This window comes from Aeromonas sp. 96A, assembly GCF_051919165.1.
Classification (GTDB): Bacteria; Pseudomonadota; Gammaproteobacteria; order Enterobacterales; family Aeromonadaceae; genus Aeromonas; species Aeromonas veronii.
Genome location: NZ_JBQBFE010000001.1, coordinates 3,333,960 through 3,352,628, shown reverse-complemented (window position 1 = coordinate 3,352,628; position 18,669 = coordinate 3,333,960). Strand labels below are relative to the sequence as shown.

Annotated in this window: 17 protein-coding genes and 1 pseudogene; 15 read left to right on the top strand and 3 right to left on the bottom strand. The window is 60.2% G+C overall.

What is annotated here, in order from left to right:
- The first annotated feature begins 121 nt into the window (after positions 1-121).
- The 4 genes from dhaK to ACTG2W_RS15535 all read left to right on the top strand — a co-directional run bounded on the left by dhaK (position 122) and on the right by ACTG2W_RS15535 (position 3,763).
- Positions 122-1,192: a dihydroxyacetone kinase subunit DhaK gene (dhaK, locus tag ACTG2W_RS15550; protein WP_043822583.1), complete on the top strand. Its 1,071-nt coding sequence runs from the start codon at positions 122-124 to the stop codon at positions 1,190-1,192.
- A gap of 9 nt (positions 1,193-1,201) precedes the next feature.
- A complete protein-coding gene (gene dhaL / locus ACTG2W_RS15545; protein WP_236367707.1) occupies positions 1,202-1,831 on the top strand; it encodes a dihydroxyacetone kinase subunit DhaL in 630 nt (209 codons plus the stop codon).
- A gap of 1 nt (position 1,832) precedes the next feature.
- Positions 1,833-2,549 carry a dihydroxyacetone kinase phosphoryl donor subunit DhaM gene (gene dhaM / locus ACTG2W_RS15540; RefSeq protein WP_421308486.1) on the top strand — a complete coding sequence of 239 codons (717 nt, stop codon included), beginning with the start codon at positions 1,833-1,835 and terminating at the stop codon, positions 2,547-2,549.
- Between the two features lie 131 nt (positions 2,550-2,680).
- Entirely contained in the window at positions 2,681-3,763 is a 1,083-nt protein-coding gene (locus ACTG2W_RS15535; protein WP_421308488.1) for a glycerol dehydrogenase, read from the top strand.
- Positions 3,764-3,856: 93 nt separating this feature from the next.
- On the opposite strand, the gene dhaR is transcribed toward ACTG2W_RS15535, so the two are convergent.
- A complete protein-coding gene (gene dhaR / locus ACTG2W_RS15530) occupies positions 3,857-5,758 on the bottom strand; it encodes a dihydroxyacetone kinase operon transcriptional regulator DhaR (RefSeq protein ID WP_421308490.1) in 1,902 nt (633 codons plus the stop codon).
- 450 nt (positions 5,759-6,208) lie between these two features.
- Here dhaR and ACTG2W_RS15525 point away from each other — a divergent pair, with 450 nt between their 5' ends.
- A complete protein-coding gene (locus ACTG2W_RS15525; protein ID WP_440016354.1) occupies positions 6,209-7,096 on the top strand; it encodes a hypothetical protein in 888 nt (295 codons plus the stop codon).
- Complete coding sequence (locus tag ACTG2W_RS15520; RefSeq protein ID WP_139406951.1) at positions 7,080-7,493, top strand: hypothetical protein; 414 nt, start codon at positions 7,080-7,082, stop codon at positions 7,491-7,493. The genes ACTG2W_RS15525 and ACTG2W_RS15520 overlap by 17 nt, the downstream gene beginning before the upstream one ends.
- Positions 7,494-7,829: 336 nt before the next feature.
- Here the strand turns inward: ACTG2W_RS15520 and ydiK are convergent, their stop codons facing one another.
- Together ydiK and ACTG2W_RS15510 are read right to left on the bottom strand one after the other, a co-directional pair.
- On the bottom strand, positions 7,830-8,915 hold the full coding sequence (gene ydiK, locus ACTG2W_RS15515; RefSeq protein ID WP_047437873.1) for an AI-2E family transporter YdiK: 1,086 nt from the start codon (positions 8,913-8,915) through the stop codon (positions 7,830-7,832).
- The gene (locus ACTG2W_RS15510) at positions 8,912-10,300 is read right to left on the bottom strand and encodes a phosphatase PAP2 family protein (protein ID WP_421308492.1); all 1,389 of its coding nucleotides are present in this window, start codon (positions 10,298-10,300) and stop codon (positions 8,912-8,914) included. Before ACTG2W_RS15510 ends, ydiK begins: the two co-directional genes overlap by 4 nt.
- A 185-nt stretch (positions 10,301-10,485) precedes the next feature.
- Between ACTG2W_RS15510 and ACTG2W_RS15505 the strand changes: the two genes are divergently transcribed.
- From ACTG2W_RS15505 to ACTG2W_RS15465, 9 genes and pseudogenes are all read left to right on the top strand, one after another.
- The gene (locus ACTG2W_RS15505; RefSeq protein WP_005340143.1) at positions 10,486-10,866 is read left to right on the top strand and encodes a hypothetical protein; all 381 of its coding nucleotides are present in this window, start codon (positions 10,486-10,488) and stop codon (positions 10,864-10,866) included.
- Positions 10,867-11,122: 256 nt separating this feature from the next.
- On the top strand, positions 11,123-11,521 hold the full coding sequence (gene hslR / locus ACTG2W_RS15500; protein ID WP_005340141.1) for a ribosome-associated heat shock protein Hsp15: 399 nt from the start codon (positions 11,123-11,125) through the stop codon (positions 11,519-11,521).
- A gap of 77 nt (positions 11,522-11,598) precedes the next feature.
- Positions 11,599-12,483 carry an Hsp33 family molecular chaperone HslO gene (hslO, locus tag ACTG2W_RS15495; protein WP_005340140.1) on the top strand — a complete coding sequence of 295 codons (885 nt, stop codon included), beginning with the start codon at positions 11,599-11,601 and terminating at the stop codon, positions 12,481-12,483.
- A 149-nt stretch (positions 12,484-12,632) separates the two neighbouring features.
- Complete coding sequence (gene pckA / locus ACTG2W_RS15490) at positions 12,633-14,258, top strand: phosphoenolpyruvate carboxykinase (ATP) (RefSeq protein WP_005340139.1); 1,626 nt, start codon at positions 12,633-12,635, stop codon at positions 14,256-14,258.
- Between the two features lie 193 nt (positions 14,259-14,451).
- A complete protein-coding gene (locus ACTG2W_RS15485) occupies positions 14,452-15,117 on the top strand; it encodes a GntR family transcriptional regulator (protein ID WP_005340138.1) in 666 nt (221 codons plus the stop codon).
- A 33-nt stretch (positions 15,118-15,150) separates the two neighbouring features.
- Positions 15,151-16,953, top strand: coding sequence for an aminopeptidase P family protein (locus tag ACTG2W_RS15480; protein ID WP_005355029.1), 1,803 nt, complete (start codon positions 15,151-15,153; stop codon positions 16,951-16,953).
- Between the two features lie 87 nt (positions 16,954-17,040).
- Positions 17,041-17,445 (top strand): annotated as a pseudogene (locus ACTG2W_RS15475) (nitrous oxide-stimulated promoter family protein).
- Positions 17,446-17,557: 112 nt separating this feature from the next.
- Positions 17,558-18,055: a GNAT family N-acetyltransferase gene (locus tag ACTG2W_RS15470; protein ID WP_005340127.1), complete on the top strand. Its 498-nt coding sequence runs from the start codon at positions 17,558-17,560 to the stop codon at positions 18,053-18,055.
- A 97-nt stretch (positions 18,056-18,152) separates the two neighbouring features.
- Positions 18,153-18,620 (top strand): glycine zipper 2TM domain-containing protein, encoded by a 468-nt coding sequence (locus tag ACTG2W_RS15465; protein WP_005340126.1) that lies wholly within the window; start codon positions 18,153-18,155, stop codon positions 18,618-18,620.
- The last annotated feature ends 49 nt before the right edge of the window (positions 18,621-18,669 follow it).

Below are 18,669 nucleotides of genomic sequence, written 5' to 3'. Positions count from 1 at the left end.
CCCCCTTCTGCTGTTTCAAATCCGAACCAAAACGCCCGTCATTTTTATCCCTTTTTCTGTCGTTAGACTGGCTCCATCAACCATTTGCCCACCCGTGCGGTGGCAAGCCAAGGAGTGAGCCATGAAGAAACTGATCAATGCCGTCGATGCCGTGGTCCGTGAACAACTGATGGGGATGGCAGCCGCCCACCCCGAGCTCAAGGTACGTATCGAACCCCACTACATCACCCGCGCCGACTCCCCCGTGATGGGCAAGGTGGCGCTGGTCTCCGGCGGTGGCAGCGGCCACGAGCCGATGCACGGCGGTCTGGTGGGCAAAGGGATGCTGGACGGCGCCTGCCCCGGCGAGATTTTTACCTCCCCGACGCCGGATCAGATGTACGAGTGCGGTCAGGCCGTTGATGGCGGCGCGGGCGTGCTGTTTCTGGTGAAGAACTACACCGGCGACGTGCTCAACTTCGAGACCGCAGTCGAGCTGCTGCACGGTGACGGGGTCAAGGTGGGCTTCGCCCTGATCGATGACGATGTGGCGGTCAAAGACAGCCTCTACACCGCCGGTCGCCGTGGGGTTGCCACGACAGTGCTGTGCGAGAAGCTGGTCGGTGCCGCCGCCGAGGCGGGCTACGACCTGGCACGTTGCGAGGCGCTGGCCCATCGCATCAACAACCAGAGCCGCACTATCGGCGTGGCCATGCATGCCTGCACCGTGCCTGCCGCTGGCAAGCCCTCCTTCACCTTGGCCGACAACGAGCTGGAGTTCGGCGTCGGTATCCACGGTGAGCCGGGCATCGAACGCCGCCCTTTCACCGACCTCAATACCCTGGTGGACGACATGTTCAGCGAGCTGGCTGACAATACCCCCTATGGCCGCACCCTGCGCCACTGGGATCGCACCAGCGGCAGCTGGCAGGAGGAGCACACCTTTATCGAACCACTCAACAAGGGTGATCGGGTTATCGCGCTGGTCAACAGCCTCGGCGGTACCCCCATCTCCGAGCTTTATGGCGTCTATGGTCGCCTCGCCACCCTGTGCGAAGAGGCAGGCATCCATCTGGTGCGCAACCTGATCGGCCCCTACTGCACCTCCCTCGACATGACCGGCATCTCCATCACCCTGCTCAAGGTAGATGACGAACTGATGACCCTGTGGGATGCCCCCGTTCACACCCCCGCCCTGCGTCGCGGCTGCTAAGGAGAACCCATGTTAAGCAAGCATCACATCGTCAACTGGCTGCTCGACTGCGAACACATCTTTACCGAGCAGCGTGACTACCTCACCGCGCTGGATACCGACATCGGCGACGGCGACCACGGCCTCAACATGCAGCGCGGCTTCGCCAAGGTGGCCGAGAAGCTGCCCGCGGTAGCAGACAAGGATATCGGTCAGGTGCTGAAAACCACCGGCATGACATTGCTCTCCTCAGTCGGTGGCGCCAGCGGCCCGCTCTACGGCACCTTCTTTATCCGAGCGGCGGCCAGTACCGACGCCTGCCAGAGCCTGAGCCTCAGCCAGCTGTGCAAAATGCTGAGCGATGGGGTCGAGGGGATCGTCTCTCGCGGCCGTGCCGAACCGGGTGACAAGACCATGTGCGACGCCTGGTGGCCAGCACTGGCCGCCCTGCAACAGGCGCAGCAGCAAGATCTGCCGCTCAACGAAGCGCTGGACAAGGCAGTGGTGGCAGCCGCAGCCGGTACCGAGGCCACCATCCAGATGCAGGCCCGCAAGGGGCGCGCCAGCTATCTTGGCGAGCGCAGCATCGGCCATCAGGATGCCGGGGCCACCTCGACCCTGCTGCTGCTGACCGCCCTGCGTGACAGAGCGAGGTTGTGACATGATCGGAATCGTAGTTGTCTCTCACAGCGCCATGCTGGCGGCCGGTTTGAAAGCGCTGGCCGACCAGCTCGGCAGCCCGGCCCGATTGCTGCTGGCGGCCGGGGTCGATGACCCCGACCATCCCATCGGCACCGATGCCATCGCCGTGATGAGTGCGATTGAAGAGGCGGATGACGGCAGCGGCGTGCTGGTGCTGATGGACTTGGGCAGCGCTCTGCTGAGCGCCGAGACCGCCCTCGAACTGCTGCCCCCCGAGTTAAGCGCGAGGGTGCGGCTCTGCCCGGCCCCGCTGGTCGAAGGTACTCTGGCCGCAGTGGTGGCGGCCGGTTCCGGCCTGACGCTGGACGAGGTGGCCGCCGAGGCGCTCGGCGCGCTGGGCCCGAAACAAGCGATGCTACCTGCCAGCCCAGCGCAGGCCGCCACCGAGACCGCCCCCGTTGCCGACGACGGCTGGCTGCGCTGCGAAGTGGTGGTGGATAACCCCCACGGCCTGCATGTGCGCCCCGCTGCCCGACTGGTGGCCGCCCTCAAGCCCTTTGCCGCTGAACTCAAGCTGCAAAAGGGGGATAAAGAGGCCAATCCCCGCAGCCTGACCCGGCTCGCCATGCTCAACGTGCGTCAGGGCGACCAGCTCACCCTGCTGGCACGCGGGGAGGATGCCAGCGCCGCACTGACCTGCTTCCAACAGTTGGCCGCCGAGCGTTTCGGCGACTGACGCCGCACGCCACTGTTTCAAGGGCTGCACTCGCTCGCTGAGCCTGTGCAGCTTCATTCAAGACGAAGGAGTCCCCGGCACTGCCGCCCCTTCGCCCCGATTCTTAATTAGTAAAGAGAGAGGGATAGAATATGGACCGCATTATCATCAGCCCCAGCAAATACGTGCAAGGCAACGGGGCCCTCGCCAATATCGGCAACTACGTCAAGGCGCTCGGCAGCAAGCCACTTATTCTGGCCGACGCCTTCGTCACCAAGCTGGTCGGCGATACCGTGGCCACCAGCTTCCACGGCGCCGGTATCAAGCCGGAGTTCGACTGCTTCAACGGCGAGTGCTCCCGCCCCGAGATCGACCGCCTGCTGGCCCGCTGCCAGCAGACCCCGTTTGACGTCATCATCGGCATCGGCGGCGGCAAGACGCTGGATACCGCCAAGTCGGTCGCCTTCTACCAGAAGGTGCCGGTGGTCATAGTGCCCACCATCGCCTCCACTGATGCCCCCACCAGCGCGCTGGCGGTCATCTACACCCCGGAAGGGCAGTTCAGCGAATACCTGATGATCCCGACCAACCCCAACATGGTCATCATGGATACCGGCGTGGTCTCCCGCGCCCCGGTGCGGCTGCTGGTCTCCGGCATGGGGGATGCGCTCTCCACCTACTTCGAGGCGCGCGCCAACAAGGTCTCCGGTTGCCAAACCATGGCCGGTGGTGCCTCCACGCTGGCGGCACAGGCCATCGCCGAGCTCTGCTACCAGACCCTGCTGGCCGATGGCTACAAGGCCAAGCTGGCGGTGGAGCAGGGGCTCTGCACCAAGGCGGTGGAGAACATCATCGAGGCCAACACTTATCTGAGCGGTATCGGCTTCGAGAGCAGCGGGCTGGCCGCCGCCCACGCCATCCACAACGGCCTGACCCAGCTGGCCGAGTGTCACCACCTCTACCACGGTGAGAAAGTGGCGTTCGGTACCCTGGTGCAACTGGTGCTGGAGAATGCCCCGATGGCGGAGATCGAGACTGTGCTGGCCTTCTGCCGCTCGGTGGGTCTGCCGACCAACCTCCATATGATGGGGGTCAAGGAGCTGGATATGGCGCGCCTGATGGAGGTGGCCAAAGCCTCTACCGCCGAGGGCGAGACCATCCACAACATGCCGTTCAAAGTCACTGCCGAGGATGTGCTGGCGGCCATCGTCACCGCCCACCAACTGGGGCTGTAGCAGCGCCACCACTGACCTTGCCATATAAAACGGCCCCGCAACTGCGGGGCCGTTTCGTTTTCTGCGGGCCGGTTGGCGACGACTAGGGCGGCGTCAGCCGTGATAGTCGGCGGGATCGATCTCGAGCAGTTTGAGCCGCCGCCACAGGGTGGTGCGGCTGATACCCAGATGCTGGGCCATCTGGCTCACCTGCCCCTTGCAGGCGTGAGCGCAGCGCAAGATGGCTTGCCGCTCCAGCTCCGCCAGCGTGAGCAGCGGTTGCCCCACAACCTCGTCCGCCACCCGCAGATAACCGTGGCGAATGGCGGCAGGCAGCGCCTCCGGCGGGATCGGACCCTGACCGGCGTGGAGCAGGGCATGCTCGACGGCGCTGCGCAGCTCCCCCAGATTGCCGGGCCAGGGGTAGGCGAGCAGACAGTCGAGGGCCGCCGGACTGAACTGGCGTACCGGCTCGCGCCCCTGCGCCGCCAACTGCTGGCTGATAAGGCCCGGCAGATCGGCCGCGCGCTCCCGCAGCCCCGGCAGCCACAGCTCGCACGCCTGCAAGGCATAGAGCAGCTGGCGGCCAAACAGCCCCTCCTGCACCAGCTGCTCCAGCGGGGCGCTGCTGGTGGCGATGATCCGCACCTTGAGTGGCAGAATGCGGGCCGAATCGAAGCGCTGAATGCGACCAGTCTTGAGCAGTTGCAGCAGCGCCGCCTGCATGGGGGCAGAGAGGCACTCCACCTGCTCCAGCACCAAAGTGCCGCCGTGGGCCAGCTCGAACTTGCCCGCCCGCTCCTGCCCCGCCTCGTCGGACCCCATCAGCTCCAGCGCCATCCGCTCGCTCGGCAGCGCCTTGCAGTTGAGGGTAATGAGCGGCCCGGCGGCCCGCTCGCTGCCAAAGTGGATCGCCTCCGCCAGCTGGGCCTTGCCCACCTCCTCCTCGCCACGCAGCAGGATCGGCCCCTGACTCTGGGCCGCCTGCCGGGCGTAGCGCAGCAGCTTGCGCATGGCGCTCGACTCCCCCACCAGCGCCGACAGTTCGGGCACCGTCTGGCGCAGCTGGTGAATAGCCCGCAGCCGATCGACCGGGTGCAGCAGGGCGATAAAGCTGACCCCCTCCGGCCCCGGCAACGGCTTGAGGCTCACCAGCGCATTGATAAACTCCCCCTCCTGAGCGCCGAGCCGCTCCAGCGTCACCTCCACATGGCTGAGCGGCGTCTGCCCCCTGATGGCGAGCTGCAACCGCTGCGGCAGTAGTAGGTGCTGCTCCAGCGGCTGACCGAGACAGAGCGCCGGATCGAGCCGAAGCCGGTTGGCCGCCAGCCCATTGAGGTAGCGCAAGCGCCCCTGAGGGTCCCAGGCCAGTACGCCGTCATCCATGCCATCAAGCAGGGCGTAGAGCTCGCTCAGGTGGTGCTGGGACTCCTGCATCAGGGTCTCCATCTGCAGCAGATGGGCCAGCTCGCGCCCCGCGCTGACGGTGAGCGCCAGATCGCCTGCGCTCGCCTCCTCCACCTTGCAGATCAAGGCGATGATGGCGACCTGACGGCCGTTGCTGTTGTAGACCGGGCTGGCGCAGCTGTGCCAAGGATGGAGTGTCTGGTTGAAATGCTGGGCACCGCTGACGCAGAGCGGCACTCCCTCCAGCGCCGCCAGATTGATGGCATTGGTGCCGATGCGCCCCTCGCTGAAAAAGGCGCCGGGGCCAAACCCCAGCGCCGCCAGCTCGCGCAGAGTGTCGGGGTGGCCGGTCTGGGCCAGCAGGCAGCCGCTCTCGTCGGTGAGCAGCAGGGCGCAGGGGCGCCCCTCCATAAATTCGTAGAGATCTTCGAGGGCCATCTCGCCAGTGGTGAGCAGGTCGCGCTTGCGCTGGCGCAAGCTCTGCAAGGTCTGCCCCTTGGCGCTGTGAGGCGGATGCCAGAGGGTGGCACTGGTCTGGTGGGCGCAGCGCAGCCAGGAGGCCTGCAGATAGTCAGGCCAAGCGAGCAGCGGCTGAAGGTCAGATGGCATGGTCACAGCAATATCCAGCAAGATGTGAGCCGACCATTTAACCACGCCAGCGCCCCCGATTCAGTGACCTGCCTCAGAGGGTGGCAAGCCCGCTCTGCTCTTGGTCGGGTTCGCCGTCAGCAAATTGCTGGCCGAGACACTCCTTCAATCTTTTGATATATAACCCCGCTCACACTACTGACTAGTTTGTGAAAAGGAGGCCGAATGGCGCTTTCCATTGCCGCCCCAAAAGTGTATTTTTGCCAGACGGCTAAAAATAGAGCCAAAGGAAAACGCTTAGTGAATGCGTTCAGCACCAGATATTGGACGGCAATGTTGTGATTTAAAATGAATTTTCGTGACGGTAATCAGGGCGAACCAGAGTTATACGGAAGGCTCTATTAACAGATTAGACTACCTTCCATCTAATCACTGTTTTAGCTACTTTTTAATTTCATCGTGAGGAGAATGATGTTGTACGAAAGTTCGTTTGAAATTCGGCTTGATTATAAACCCTCCACAGGTAAGCCGGAGAGAGTATTCCTAGCGATGGCGGCCTACGTTACTGCATTTGAAAACCTAACGTTTACGGTTGGCAAATCAATAGATGCCGACCTTAATTTTACTTATGAACTTGCTGGCATTCAAATCGGTTCACTTAAAAGCATTATCAAATGCACATCTGGCTTTGAAAAGGTTGCAAATGCTTTGGCTTCCATACCTAGATACATTGCCAATTCAATGGTTGACCTAGACAGTGTAGAGAGCGAGGAGCTGATTGATAATGTAGTGGAAGGTGTTGAGAATGAGCTTATAACACTTGGCGCTGTGGAATTTCCTAATCAGGTAAATATTGATCGCTATCAGTATGCCAAAGATATAAAAATCCTTTGCAAGGCTTCAGAGTTACTCGCCGATGGAGAAACTGTCGATATTCGTACACCTCAGGATAATAACGTTACATATCTAAATACGAAAGTTAAGTTTGAAAAAGAGGTTGATGAATTATTCGGTACAGATAGCGTCGAAGTAAAAAAAATTGAAACCTTACTAGTCAAAAAGCCCGTATTTTTAGGTGATTCCCAGTGGGATTTCAAAAGTGTAGAAAGAAATCTTTCATTTTCAGCTCCTATTGAGCACAAGGAATGGTTGGAACGCTATCAAAGTTGCAACATGGGACACTTAGATCCAGGAGATGCATTGATTGCTTATGTCGGCTACCAAGCGATTAGATTAAAAGGCTCAAAAACATATATTAATAAATTACACCGTGTCTTACATGTTGAGCGAGTCGTAAAAGGAAAAGAGCTGCAAATTCGTATTGAAGAAGCGGAGAGGTCTCGTGAAGAAAGCAAATAGTAATTTTCTTGCTTTAATTGCTGACTACATCTTCGTAATACTACCTTTTGTCATAATTCTGATTGTACGAAGCGCACAAGGTGCTAACGAATCTTTTTATATGTTACCCGATTGGGGTATTGCAGCAACTATTGTATATGGACAGTTAATCGTTAAACTTGCTACCGCATTAGCTAAAACGAATAAGCCAAAGAAAACTTCAGCAGTTAATTTTTATTTAACTGTACTAATTGCATTTGGTTTAGTGGTGAATGTTGTCATAAATATTCTAATGCTAGTTATTCCCAACGAAGTGTTAGGTAAAACTCAAATAATACTTTTTGGGCTGGCTACTACTTGTCACTTTGTAATCGGATCGGCTGTAAATTATATTGAGTCTGCAACCGAGAAAACATAGCCCGTAGGTTCGATTAGCCGTAAGGCGTAATCGGACGTTCGCGTAAATCAATTCCCCCGCTATAACGGCTACTCGAATTTCCCCTCTGCCAGATGCCGCTGACTCATGGATACAACCGGGACGGCGGCATCTCGATCGTCCGATTACGCTTCGCTAATCGAACCTACATCAGACGGTAATATGTGGGATATGGAGGTTGGCGAGGATCAACCAATCTGACGCCATCGCCATAATCAGAATCACCACAAATAACAGAGCCGCCCTTATGGGCGGCTCTTGGTATCAGCGATTGATGGCTGAATCGTCTTGTTACCGAATCGTCTTTTTACTGAATCGTTATTGGGCCTTGGGCGGTTCAACCGCAGCCGCCGCCGGTTGGTCATCTTCCTTGATCCAGGCATCCAGCAGGGTGTAGCCCACCGCCAGCACCACGGGGCCGATAAAGAGACCGATAATCCCCATGGTCAGCAAGCCACCGATTACCCCCACCAGAATCAGGATCAGCGGCAAGTCGGCGCCCCGCTTGATCAGGAAGGGGCGCAGGAAGTTGTCCATGGTGCCCGCAATCAGTGACCACACCAGCAGGAAGGTGCCCCAGGTGGTGTCACCGCTCCAGTAGAGGTAGCCGATACAGGCCAGCAGCACCGGGAAGGGGCCAATCTGGGCGACGATCAGCAGGAACATCACCACCACCAGCACCATGGCGTAAGGGATACCGGCAATCAACAGGCCGACACCGGCTACCGAGGATTGCACCAACGCAGTCACCACCACCCCCATCGCCACGGCACGGATCGCCTGTGAAGCGAGCACGGTAGCATTGTCACCACGCTGACCCGCCAGCCGGTGGGCGAAGCGGCGAATGCCGGTCGCCACCACTTCACCGGAGTGATAGAGCACACCACAGATACCGACCGTCAGCAGGAAGTGGACAAACAGCAGCCCCAGATTACCGGCCTGAGAGGCCAACCAGCGGGCGGTCTGGCCAAAATAGGGGGCTAGCTTGGCAAACAGCACCTGACCACCGCTCGCCAGAATTTGCTGCCAGAAGTCATAGAGCTTGTCGCCCACCAGCGGGATCTGTTGCAGCCAGAGCAGCTCCGGCGGCGGTGACTGGCTGATATGGGTACCCAGCTCGATCAGCATGGGGGCCTTCTCCGCCACATTGGCCAGCGTCATAAAGAGCGGGATGACAAACATCAACAGCAGCACCAGCGTCATAAAGAGGGCCGCCAAGGTGCGCTTGCCCCACAACAGGCGCTGCACCATCAGCATCAGCGGCCAGGTGGCGATGGTGATCATGGTGGCCCACACCAGCGCAGGCAGGAAGGGCTGCAACACCAGGAAACAGGAGATAATCAGGATGCTGAGAAACAGCACCCCCAGGGTTATCTTGGCCAAATCCACTTTTTTCACATTCATAGAGTTCCCTTGTCAGAGCCGTTGCCCTTGGGTCGTGTGTCGCATTTCAAGAAAGAGAGTATCCACCAGAGGCCAGCGCTCAACCAGAGCCCCAGCCCGAAAAAGAGCACAAACTGACCAAGCAGGATAGCCAGCGAACTGCTGGTCAGCAGCGGCAGCGCCCAGAGCCCCGCCCCGATCACCGCGCCCCCCGCCAGCGTGACCACGCCGGTCACAATGGGGGGATAACCGCCGCGGGTCAGGGTAAGCAAACCGCCAACCCAGAGCCCAAGGGCCGCCAGCCCGATCCCGGCCAGATGGGCCGACTGGGTCAGGCCCGCGCAAACCAGTGCTGCAGCAATCAGCAAGCCCCAAACGGATGAACGCTGATCCAGCCGCCAGTAGGGGCGAACCGCCAGCAGCAAGGCGCCGAGCAGCAGCCCCACCGCCACATCGGAGATAAAGTGCACCCCGAGCCAGACCCGCGCCAGACCTGTGGTCAGCGCCAGCAGCAAGGCCAGCGAATAAGCCAGCCCGCGCCGGGCAGGCCAGAACCAGCCAAGCAGCGCCCCCCAGAACAGCAGGGCCGAGGCGGTATGGCCGCTCGGCATGCCAAAGCCTTGGGCGCTCTGGGTTGCCAGCAGCGGTTGCAGATGGAAGGGGCGCGGCCAGCCGATCCCCTCCTTGCTCACCTGCACCAGCAAGCCAAGCCAGAGCATGGCGAACAGCAACTGGCGCAGCCGCGACCACCCCAGCAGCGGAAGCAGCAAAGGTATCAGGGCAAGCTGAAAGCCGCCTGAACCAAACAGATTGCTGACCGACAGCCACCAGACATCGGGCCCCAACCACTGTTGCAGGTGCAGCATCAGCGGGATCTCGGCCTGATGCAGCGCATTGCCCTGCGCCACAAAATCGGCCTGCCAGTGCACCTCGCTCTCGGGCACCTGATCAAGCCGGGATTGCAGCCAGTCGAGCTGATCCGGGAAGCGGCGCTGCTCGCGGGGGAGCTGGTCAATGGCGATCAGCCGGGCGTTAAGGATCTCTCCCCCCAGATTGGGGGCCTTCAGCAGCGAGACAAAATCGGAATTTTGCTGCGCGACAATCGGTTCCAGCGTGCGACAAGCGAAGATAACCGCCCGCTGCCAGCGACCCAGCTCCTGCACCACCTCCCCCCGCAAGCCGGTCTCTTCATAGAGCTCGCGCAGCGCCGCCTGCTCGGGGCGCTCGCCGCCATCTATATAGCCACCGCTCAGGCTGTAGCGGGAGGAGATGCGATCCTGCACCAGCAGCAGTTGATCCTGATGACGGATGGCGCAGGCCGCCGCCGAGGGAGCCGCCGGTTCGGTACTCAGGGCTGGCAGAGCGGCAAACAGCGCCAGCAAGAGTAAAAAGAGGGTTCTCGACATCAATTTGCTTTCCCTATGCACAATGGCGACAAGCCTCCCAGAAATCAGATAGTTGGGCAACGGTAGCGGCCGGATTGCCGCCGTTCCCGCCGCGCTGGCGGTGCACGGAAGATTGCGATGAAGCAGGGCACTCCCTACTATTGGCGGCTATCTTCAATTTCATGCAGCAACCGCTGGAGCCCTCCATGAGACAGTTCGGCTTTTTCCTCGGCATCGCCATCGGTGTCATTTTGATCCTGTTCGGCAGCATCGTCATCTTCCAGGCACTCCCTGCCGCACTGGATGTACTGGAGATGCCAAGCCGCATCCCGTTCGTGCGCGAGGTCTACACCTGGCTGATGACCAGCGCCAACGGCCTGACCGCCCAGCTGGAGCAGAACTTCCTGGAAGCGTTCCAGACCGTGCTCAAGCTGATCCTGCTCATCACCTTCATGTGGGTCTGCGTCAAGCTGGTCAACATGGGGGTGCTGATTATCCGTGCCGGGGTTGATCTGATCCGCACCGCCATCGCCCACAGCGAAGGCCCCCACGACCAGAAGAAGCCGGATCAGCACGATCACTTCTGACTAAGCAGTGGTCAACGGATGTGAACGCTGCCGCCCCCAACCGGGGCGGCAGCTTTATATGCGCGGTATGAAGGCCCCTCCCAGCCCCCATGAATACCCGATAAAGCAGCGGCTTTCCCTTGTGAATCAGCAAACTGCCCATATGTTGCATCACCTTGACATGGTTTGCGCCCCGCGCGGCGGCGGCCCGGTTTCTATCCCGACCCCGTGCTCTGGTATAATCGACCACCTCTTTTCCCCGTTATGGAGCCTGTTCATGCCCAATCATGCAGAAAGTGCCCTCGAGGTTCGTCTCGACAAGTGGTTGTGGGCGGCCCGTTTCTACAAGACCCGCTCCATTGCGCGGGATCAGATAGACGGGGGCAAGGTGCACTACAATGGTCAGCGCAGCAAACCGGGCAAGCAGGTGGAAGTGGGTGCATTGATCCGCTTCTGGCAGGGACAGGACGAACGCGAAGTGCGGGTGCTGGCCTTGAGCGAGCAGCGCAAATCGGCACCGCTGGCCCAGCAGCTCTATGAAGAGACCGCCGAGAGCCTGAAAAAACGGGCCGAGAACAGCGAGGCACGCCGCTTCAACAGCCAGTTTGCCCCCAGCCCCGAGCGCCGCCCCGACAAGCAGGAGCGACGCCAGTTGCTCAAGGTCAAACAGTACTGACCGACCCCGATTTGATACCGGGCTGGCATCAACCCCAGCCCGCCCGATTTACCTCACCGAAAAGCCAGGAATACATGATGAGCAACCAAGATCTGCTGTATCGCTATCTGTTTGAAGAGTACGAAGTGCGTGGCGAGCTGGTCCAGCTGGATCACACCTACCGCCACGTAGTGGAAGCCCAGAACTACCCGGTGCAGGTGCAAAAACTGCTGGGCGAGCTGCTGGTCGCCACCAGCCTGCTGACCGCCACCCTCAAGTTTGAAGGCTCCATCACGGTGCAGCTGCAGGGCGATGGCCCGGTGCGTCTGGCCGTGATCAACGGTGACAACAACCAGCAGCTGCGCGGCGTGGCCCGCTATGAAGGCGAGCTGCCGAGCGATGGCAAGCTGCAGAGCCTGATTGGCAATGGCCAGCTGATCATCACCATCACCCCGGAGCAGGGCGAGCGCTATCAGGGCATCATCGCGCTGGACGCCGACACCCTGGCGGGCTGCCTGGAGCACTACTTCGCCCGCTCCGAACAGCTGGCCACCAAGCTGTGGATCCGCACCGGCTACCACGAAGGTGCGCCGCGCGCTGCCGGCATCATGCTGCAGGAGCTGCCAGCCCAGAGCGAGGATCACAGCAACGATTTCGATCACCTGACCCAGCTCACCAGCACCATCAAGGATGAAGAGCTGTTCGGCCTGCAGGCAGAAGAGATCCTCTACCGTCTCTACCATCAGGACAAGGTGCGGGTGTTCGATCCGCAGGCGGTCGAGTTCCGCTGCACCTGCTCCCGCGAGCGCTGCGAAGGGGCCCTGTTGCAGATAGAAAAGGAAGAGGTCATGGAGATGGTGCAGGAGCTCGGCAAGATCGACATGCACTGTGATTATTGCGGCGCCCAGTACCAATTTAATGGGATCGATGTCGAAACCCTGTTCAGCAGGGCTCCCGGCAATGATGCAAACCAGTTACACTAATTAAAGGCGGGCAAAACCCGCCTTTAACTTTAATAACAAAAAAATACCCTATTTTATAAAGTTTGATGGCGATCGCTAAACTCTACCACCTAAGTGATAGGATGACCGTCAGATAGAACCCTACCAACCTCTGAACCCAGGAGAATACAATGACAATCGTGGCAGAACCCACCCTGGCCCAACAATTAGGACTGGACCAGTACGGCATCAAAAACAGCCAAGAAATCGTTCGCAACCCCTCTTACGAGCAGCTTTTCGCCGAAGAGACACGCCCTGACCTGGAAGGGTTCGAGCGCGGTGTGGTGACCGAGCTGGGCGCCGTCAACGTCAACACCGGTATCTTCACCGGTCGCTCCCCGAAAGATAAATATATCGTCAAAGATGCCACTACCCAGGATACTGTGTGGTGGTCTGACCAGGGTAAAAACGATAACAAAGCCATTACCCCGGAAGTGTGGTCACATCTGAAAGGGCTGGTCACCAAACAGCTCTCCGGCAAGCGCCTGTTTGTGGTCGACGGTTTCTGCGGTGCCAACCCGGATACCCGCCTGGCCGTGCGTATCATCACCGAGGTGGCCTGGCAGGCACACTTCGTGAAAAACATGTTCATCCGTCCGAGCGATGAAGAGCTGAAAACCTTCAAGCCTGACTTCGTGGTGATGAACGGTGCCAAGTGCACCAACCCGAACTGGAAGGAGCAGGGTCTCAACTCCGAGAACTTTGTTGCCTTTAACATGACCGAGAAGATGCAGCTCATCGGTGGCACCTGGTACGGTGGCGAGATGAAGAAGGGCATGTTCTCCATGATGAACTACTTCCTGCCCCTGCGCGGCATTGCCTCCATGCACTGCTCCGCCAACGTGGGTCAGGACGGCGACGTCGCCATCTTCTTCGGCCTCTCCGGCACCGGCAAGACCACCCTCTCCACCGATCCCAAGCGTCAGCTGATCGGCGATGACGAGCACGGCTGGGATGACCACGGCGTGTTCAACTTCGAAGGGGGCTGCTACGCCAAGACCATCAAGCTCTCCGAAGAGGCTGAGCCGGACATCTACCACGCCATCCGTCGCGATGCGCTGCTGGAGAACGTGACCGTTGCTGCCGATGGCACCATCGACTTCGATGATGGCTCCAAGACCGAGAATACCCGCGTCTCCTACCCCATCTATCACATCGACAACATCGTCAAGCCGGTCTCCAAGGCAGGTCACGCCACCAAGGTGATCTTCCTGACTGCCGACGCCTTCGGCGTGCTGCCTCCGGTCTCCAAGCTGACCAAGGAGCAGACCAAGTACCACTTCCTCTCTGGCTTCACCGCCAAACTGGCCGGTACCGAGCGCGGCATCACAGAGCCGACTCCGACCTTCTCCTCCTGCTTCGGCGCAGCCTTCCTCTCCCTGCACCCGACCAAGTACGGTCAGGAGCTGGTAAAACGGATGGAAGCGGCAGGTGCAGAGGCCTATCTGGTCAACACCGGCTGGAACGGCACCGGCAAGCGCATCTCCATCAAGGATACCCGCGCCATCATCGACGCCATCCTGGATGGCTCCATCGAGAAGGCCGAGACCAAGGTTCTGCCGATCTTCAATCTGGAGATCCCGACCGCGCTGCACGATGTGAACCCGGCGATCCTCGACCCACGCGACACTTACGCCGACAAGGCCGAGTGGGATGCCAAGGCCGTCGATCTGGCAGGCCGTTTCATCAAGAACTTCGAGCGCTTCACCGATAACGACGAAGGCAAACGTCTGGTTGCGGCAGGCCCGCAGCTGTAACAGGCTCGCTTCGTATCAGTGACATCATGCCGGTCAGCCACGCTGACCGGCATTTTTGTTTTTGTGGAGCCCCGAACGCCGCCATCGCTCCCATTAAAGGGGCCAAAACCTTGCCTTTGCCTGTTGTGACAGGTTAGATTCAGCCAAACTTTATACAATATACAATTCTGTAACGCCCAATCGTGACCCGACCATGACCCCACCCTACAAGACCCGAACCCAGATGGTGATGGAAAACCTCCGTGGCCGGATCCTCCGTGGGGAGTTCCCCGCTGGCGCCCCCTTGCGTCAGGATGCCATCGCCAAAGAGCTGGCCGTGAGCCGCATCCCGGTGCGCGAAGCCCTGATGCAATTGGAAGCGCAGGGGCTGGTGAAGTTCGAAGCCCATCGCGGCGCCGTGGTCACCATGCTGGACGCCTCGGCCATTGAAGAGCTCTTTTATTTGCGAGCGCTGCTGGAAGCCGATACCCTGTTTCACGCCGTCGACAAGATGACGGAAGCCACCTTCGCGCAAGCGGAGGCGATCCTCGCCCAGTTTGATCACGCCCTGGAGTCAGGCACCCAGATCGAACATTGGGCCGAGTTGAACCACAGCTTTCACGCCACCCTCTATCAGGCAGCCGGTCGCCCCCAGGCACTTGAACTGATCGCCCAGATCAATCTGAGCTGTGACCGCTATGTCCGCTTCGAGCTGCTGTTTGCCAGCGACGGGGTGGACAAGGCGGAGCGTGAACACGCCCAATTGCTGGAACTGTGCCGCGCCCGGCGCAAGCACGAGGCGGTGGTGCTGCTCAGGCAGCATATCGAAGCGGCAGGTCAGTCGATCAAGCGGATCCTGGCCAGCGGCCATAAAAACTGAACACTCATATAGCAACCATCTGGCACTAACGACATGAATAATTTCGAGATAATTGAAACCCGCGTCGCCCAAGTCAGGGCCGAGCTGGCCATGCAGGAGTTGGACGCATTTATCGTCCCCCACGATGATGAGCACCTCGGCGAGTACATCCCCGCCTATGCCGAGCGGCTTGACTGGATCACCGGTTTCAACGGCTCTGCCGGGGTCGCCATCATCATGGCCCAGCGGGCAGCCCTCTTTGTCGATGGTCGCTATACGGTGCAGGCGCGGATGCAAACCCCCGCCGAACTGTTCGAATTCCTCCACCTCATTGAAAATCCTCATGTGCAGTGGCTGGCCGAGCAACTGCCGTCAGGCTCCCGGGTTGGCTTCGATGCCCGCCTGCACAGCCTGACCTGGTACAAGAATGCCAAGGCCGTGCTGGCCGACCGCGGTATCGAGCTGATCCGCGTCGAGCAGAACCCCATCGACCTGAACTGGAGCGATCGCCCGGAGCCGACCAAGAGCCCGGTCATCCTCTACAGCGAGGAGCTGGCAGGCCAGTCCAGCCAGTCCAAACGTGAACAGCTTGCGGCCGACCTGCGCAAGCGCGGGCTGGATGCAGTGCTGCTGACCCAGGCCGAGCCCATCAACTGGCTGCTCAACCTGCGCGGCCGCGACATCGACCGGTTGCCGGTGGTGCTGGGCTTTGCGGTGCTCTACGCCAACACCAGCATGGATTTCTTCGTCGATACCGACAAAATTGACTGCTTCGCCTTTACCCAACACGTTGGGCAGGATGTCTCCGTCTACCCCATCGACAAGCTGGGCGACGTGCTGCAGCGCATCGGTGAAGATCAGCAGAAGGTGCTGGCCGATCCGGACAGCGCCAACGCCTGGACCCAGCTCGTCATGGAAGAGGCGGGTGCCATTCTGGTGGCTGGCCAAGACCCCACCATGCTGCCGAAAGCGTGCAAGAACGAAATCGAGCTGACCGGTATGCGTGCCGCTCACCTGCGTGATGGTGTGGCCATGACCCGCTTCCTCGCCTGGCTGGATCGGCTGGTCGCCTCCGGCGAGTTCGAGGGGGTGGATGAAGGCACCCTGGCCGATCAGGTGGAAGCGTTCCGCCGCGAGCAGGAGCACTACGTCGAGCCGAGCTTCGATACCATCTCCGCGCTCGGCCCCAACGCCGCCATGTGCCACTACCACCACACCAATGGCACCCCGCGCGCGTTTGGTCAGGACAGCCTCTATCTGCTGGACTCCGGCGCCCAGTATATGGATGGCACCACCGACATCACCCGCACCATCAAGGTGGGTGAGGTGAGCGACGAGCAGAAAGCGATGTTTACCCGGGTACTGCAGGGCCATATAGCGCTGGATCAGGCCCGCTTCCCCCGCGGCACCGCCGGCATCCAGCTCGACGTACTGGCCCGCATGCCGCTGTGGCAGGCCGGTTACAACTACGACCACGGCACCGGTCACGGCGTCGGCCACTTCCTAAGCGTGCATGAAGGCCCCCAGCGCATCGCGCCGAAAGGGAGCATGGTTGCCCTGCAACCGGGCATGGTGCTCTCCAACGAGCCGGGCTACTACCGTGAAGATGGCTTTGGCATCCGCTGCGAGAACCTGGTAGTCGTGACCGAGCTGGAACAGGTTGGCGAGCTGCCGATGCTGGGCTTCGAGCGTCTGACCTACGTGCCGTTCGATACCCGCCTGATCGACCGCAGCCTGCTGAGCCCGGCCGAATTCCGCTGGATCAACGAATACCATGTCGAGGTGTTCCGCCGCCTGAGCCCGCTGCTCGAAGGCGAGGATCTCGCCTGGCTGGAGCAGGCAACCAGCCTCATCTGATGACACAGGGCCTGCGGGCCCTGTTTTTTATCCCCCCTTTTGACCTGTATCAACACCCAAAGCGAGCAGGTCAGGAGAATGGCGGCCATGAAAAGTCATCATGCCAGCCCAGCCCGGGGCTCACACGCCGCAGCCAGCAAAAAGGCGAGTGACCATCCCAGACTCATGCGCGAGCAGCAGACGGTCAGCGCCATGATCCGCCTCTACTGCCAGCACCATCATCAGGATCCCCATTGCCGCCACTGTCGCCAGTTGCGGGATTTCGCCCATCAGCGCCTGCGCCGCTGCCGTTATGGCCACGGCCACAAACCCACCTGCGCCAACTGCAATATCCACTGCTACGCACCGGCGATGCGCAAACAGATCCAGCAGGTGATGAAGTGAAGCGGCCCGCGCATGTTGCTGCGCCACCCCTGGCTCACCCTTCGCCACCTGCTCGACGGCTTGCGCAAGGCCCCCAAACTACCCCAGAGCCGCCCCCTGCCGCCATAACCGCCAATCCCTTGCATCCGGCAGGGGATGACCACTACCCTATGACTCCTTTTTTGCCGTTGACCCCAAGGTCAGCGGCGTTGCCGATCCGTTTGCTGCCGATGGAGTCCTGATGCACCACAACCCGCCCCTGCTACGCACCGCTACCCACAATGACATGCACGCCATCTGGCAGATCGATGCCAAGGTGTTTGGCGAAGATGTCTATCCCGCCTTCTTCTTCCGTCAGGCGATGGATTTGTGGCCCGAGTTGTTGCTGGTGGCCGAATACGAGGGGCAGCTGGTGGGGTATGTGCTGGGGGGATTTGGTCAGGAGCGGTCGCAAGGCTGGGTGCTCTCGCTGGCGGTGCTGCCCGAGGCGCGCGGTTTTGGTCTGGCCGAGCGAATGATGCGCCAGATGGAGGCCAACCAGCAGGCGCTGCAGATCAGCGAACTGCGGCTCACGGTCGATCCGGCCAATCCGGCCCAGCGCCTCTACTACCGGCTCGGTTACACATTGCAGGCGGAAGTAGCCGACTATTTCGGCCCCGGAGAAGACCGTCTGCTGCTGGTTAAAACCCTCTCCGGTACAGCTGCGATTCAAGGACAAAACCGGTTACAGAACGCATAATTGGTTACATTTTGCCGATTTCATGTGTGACGGGGTTGGAGTAAAGTTCACTCATCAACCGGATTGTTCAAATTACGTGCAGCCCAGGAGGCCCACCATGTTGAAGCGTATGACCCTTATTGCCCTGCTGGCAGCGACCACCATCACCGGATGCGCCAACAGTGACGTTTACTCTGGCGATGTTTACACCAAAGACCGCGCCAAACAGGTGCAGACCGTCAGCTACGGCACCATCATCTCCACCCGCCCGGTGAAGATCCAGGCCGATGAGAACTCCCTGATTGGCACCATTGGCGGCGCCGTAGTCGGCGGCCTGCTGGGCAGCACTGTGGGTGGCGGCACCGGACGCGACATCGCAGCCGCAGGCGGCGCCATCGCCGGTGCAGCGGCAGGTAACGCCATCGGCAACAAGATGAATCAGGTCGACGGCGTCGAGCTGGAGATCAAGAAAGAGAACGGCGAAGCCATCGTGGTCGTGCAGAAAGCCAGCCCCACCTTCACCCCGGGCGCGCGCGTTCGCATGACCCAGGGCAATGGCAGCATCAACGTGGCCGTCGTGAACTAAGCGTGTGAACTCAGGCTTTGCAGCTTTAGAGTCATAAAAAACCGCCGAT

Bases quoted from the DNA above. Each gene is read 5' to 3' on its own strand.
- dhaK (WP_043822583.1), top strand. From the start codon at position 122: ATGAAGAAACTGATCAATGCCGTCGATGCCGTGGTCCGTGAACAACTG.
- dhaL (WP_236367707.1), top strand. From the start codon at position 1,202: ATGTTAAGCAAGCATCACATCGTCAACTGGCTGCTCGACTGCGAACAC.
- dhaM (WP_421308486.1), top strand. From the start codon at position 1,833: ATGATCGGAATCGTAGTTGTCTCTCACAGCGCCATGCTGGCGGCCGGT.
- ACTG2W_RS15535 (WP_421308488.1), top strand. From the start codon at position 2,681: ATGGACCGCATTATCATCAGCCCCAGCAAATACGTGCAAGGCAACGGG.
- dhaR (WP_421308490.1), bottom strand. From the start codon at position 5,758: ATGCCATCTGACCTTCAGCCGCTGCTCGCTTGGCCTGACTATCTGCAG.
- ACTG2W_RS15525 (WP_440016354.1), top strand. From the start codon at position 6,209: ATGTTGTACGAAAGTTCGTTTGAAATTCGGCTTGATTATAAACCCTCC.
- ydiK (WP_047437873.1), bottom strand. From the start codon at position 8,915: ATGAATGTGAAAAAAGTGGATTTGGCCAAGATAACCCTGGGGGTGCTG.
- ACTG2W_RS15510 (WP_421308492.1), bottom strand. From the start codon at position 10,300: ATGTCGAGAACCCTCTTTTTACTCTTGCTGGCGCTGTTTGCCGCTCTG.
- ACTG2W_RS15505 (WP_005340143.1), top strand. From the start codon at position 10,486: ATGAGACAGTTCGGCTTTTTCCTCGGCATCGCCATCGGTGTCATTTTG.
- hslR (WP_005340141.1), top strand. From the start codon at position 11,123: ATGCCCAATCATGCAGAAAGTGCCCTCGAGGTTCGTCTCGACAAGTGG.
- hslO (WP_005340140.1), top strand. From the start codon at position 11,599: ATGAGCAACCAAGATCTGCTGTATCGCTATCTGTTTGAAGAGTACGAA.
- pckA (WP_005340139.1), top strand. From the start codon at position 12,633: ATGACAATCGTGGCAGAACCCACCCTGGCCCAACAATTAGGACTGGAC.
- ACTG2W_RS15485 (WP_005340138.1), top strand. From the start codon at position 14,452: ATGACCCCACCCTACAAGACCCGAACCCAGATGGTGATGGAAAACCTC.
- ACTG2W_RS15480 (WP_005355029.1), top strand. From the start codon at position 15,151: ATGAATAATTTCGAGATAATTGAAACCCGCGTCGCCCAAGTCAGGGCC.
- ACTG2W_RS15470 (WP_005340127.1), top strand. From the start codon at position 17,558: ATGCACCACAACCCGCCCCTGCTACGCACCGCTACCCACAATGACATG.
- ACTG2W_RS15465 (WP_005340126.1), top strand. From the start codon at position 18,153: ATGTTGAAGCGTATGACCCTTATTGCCCTGCTGGCAGCGACCACCATC.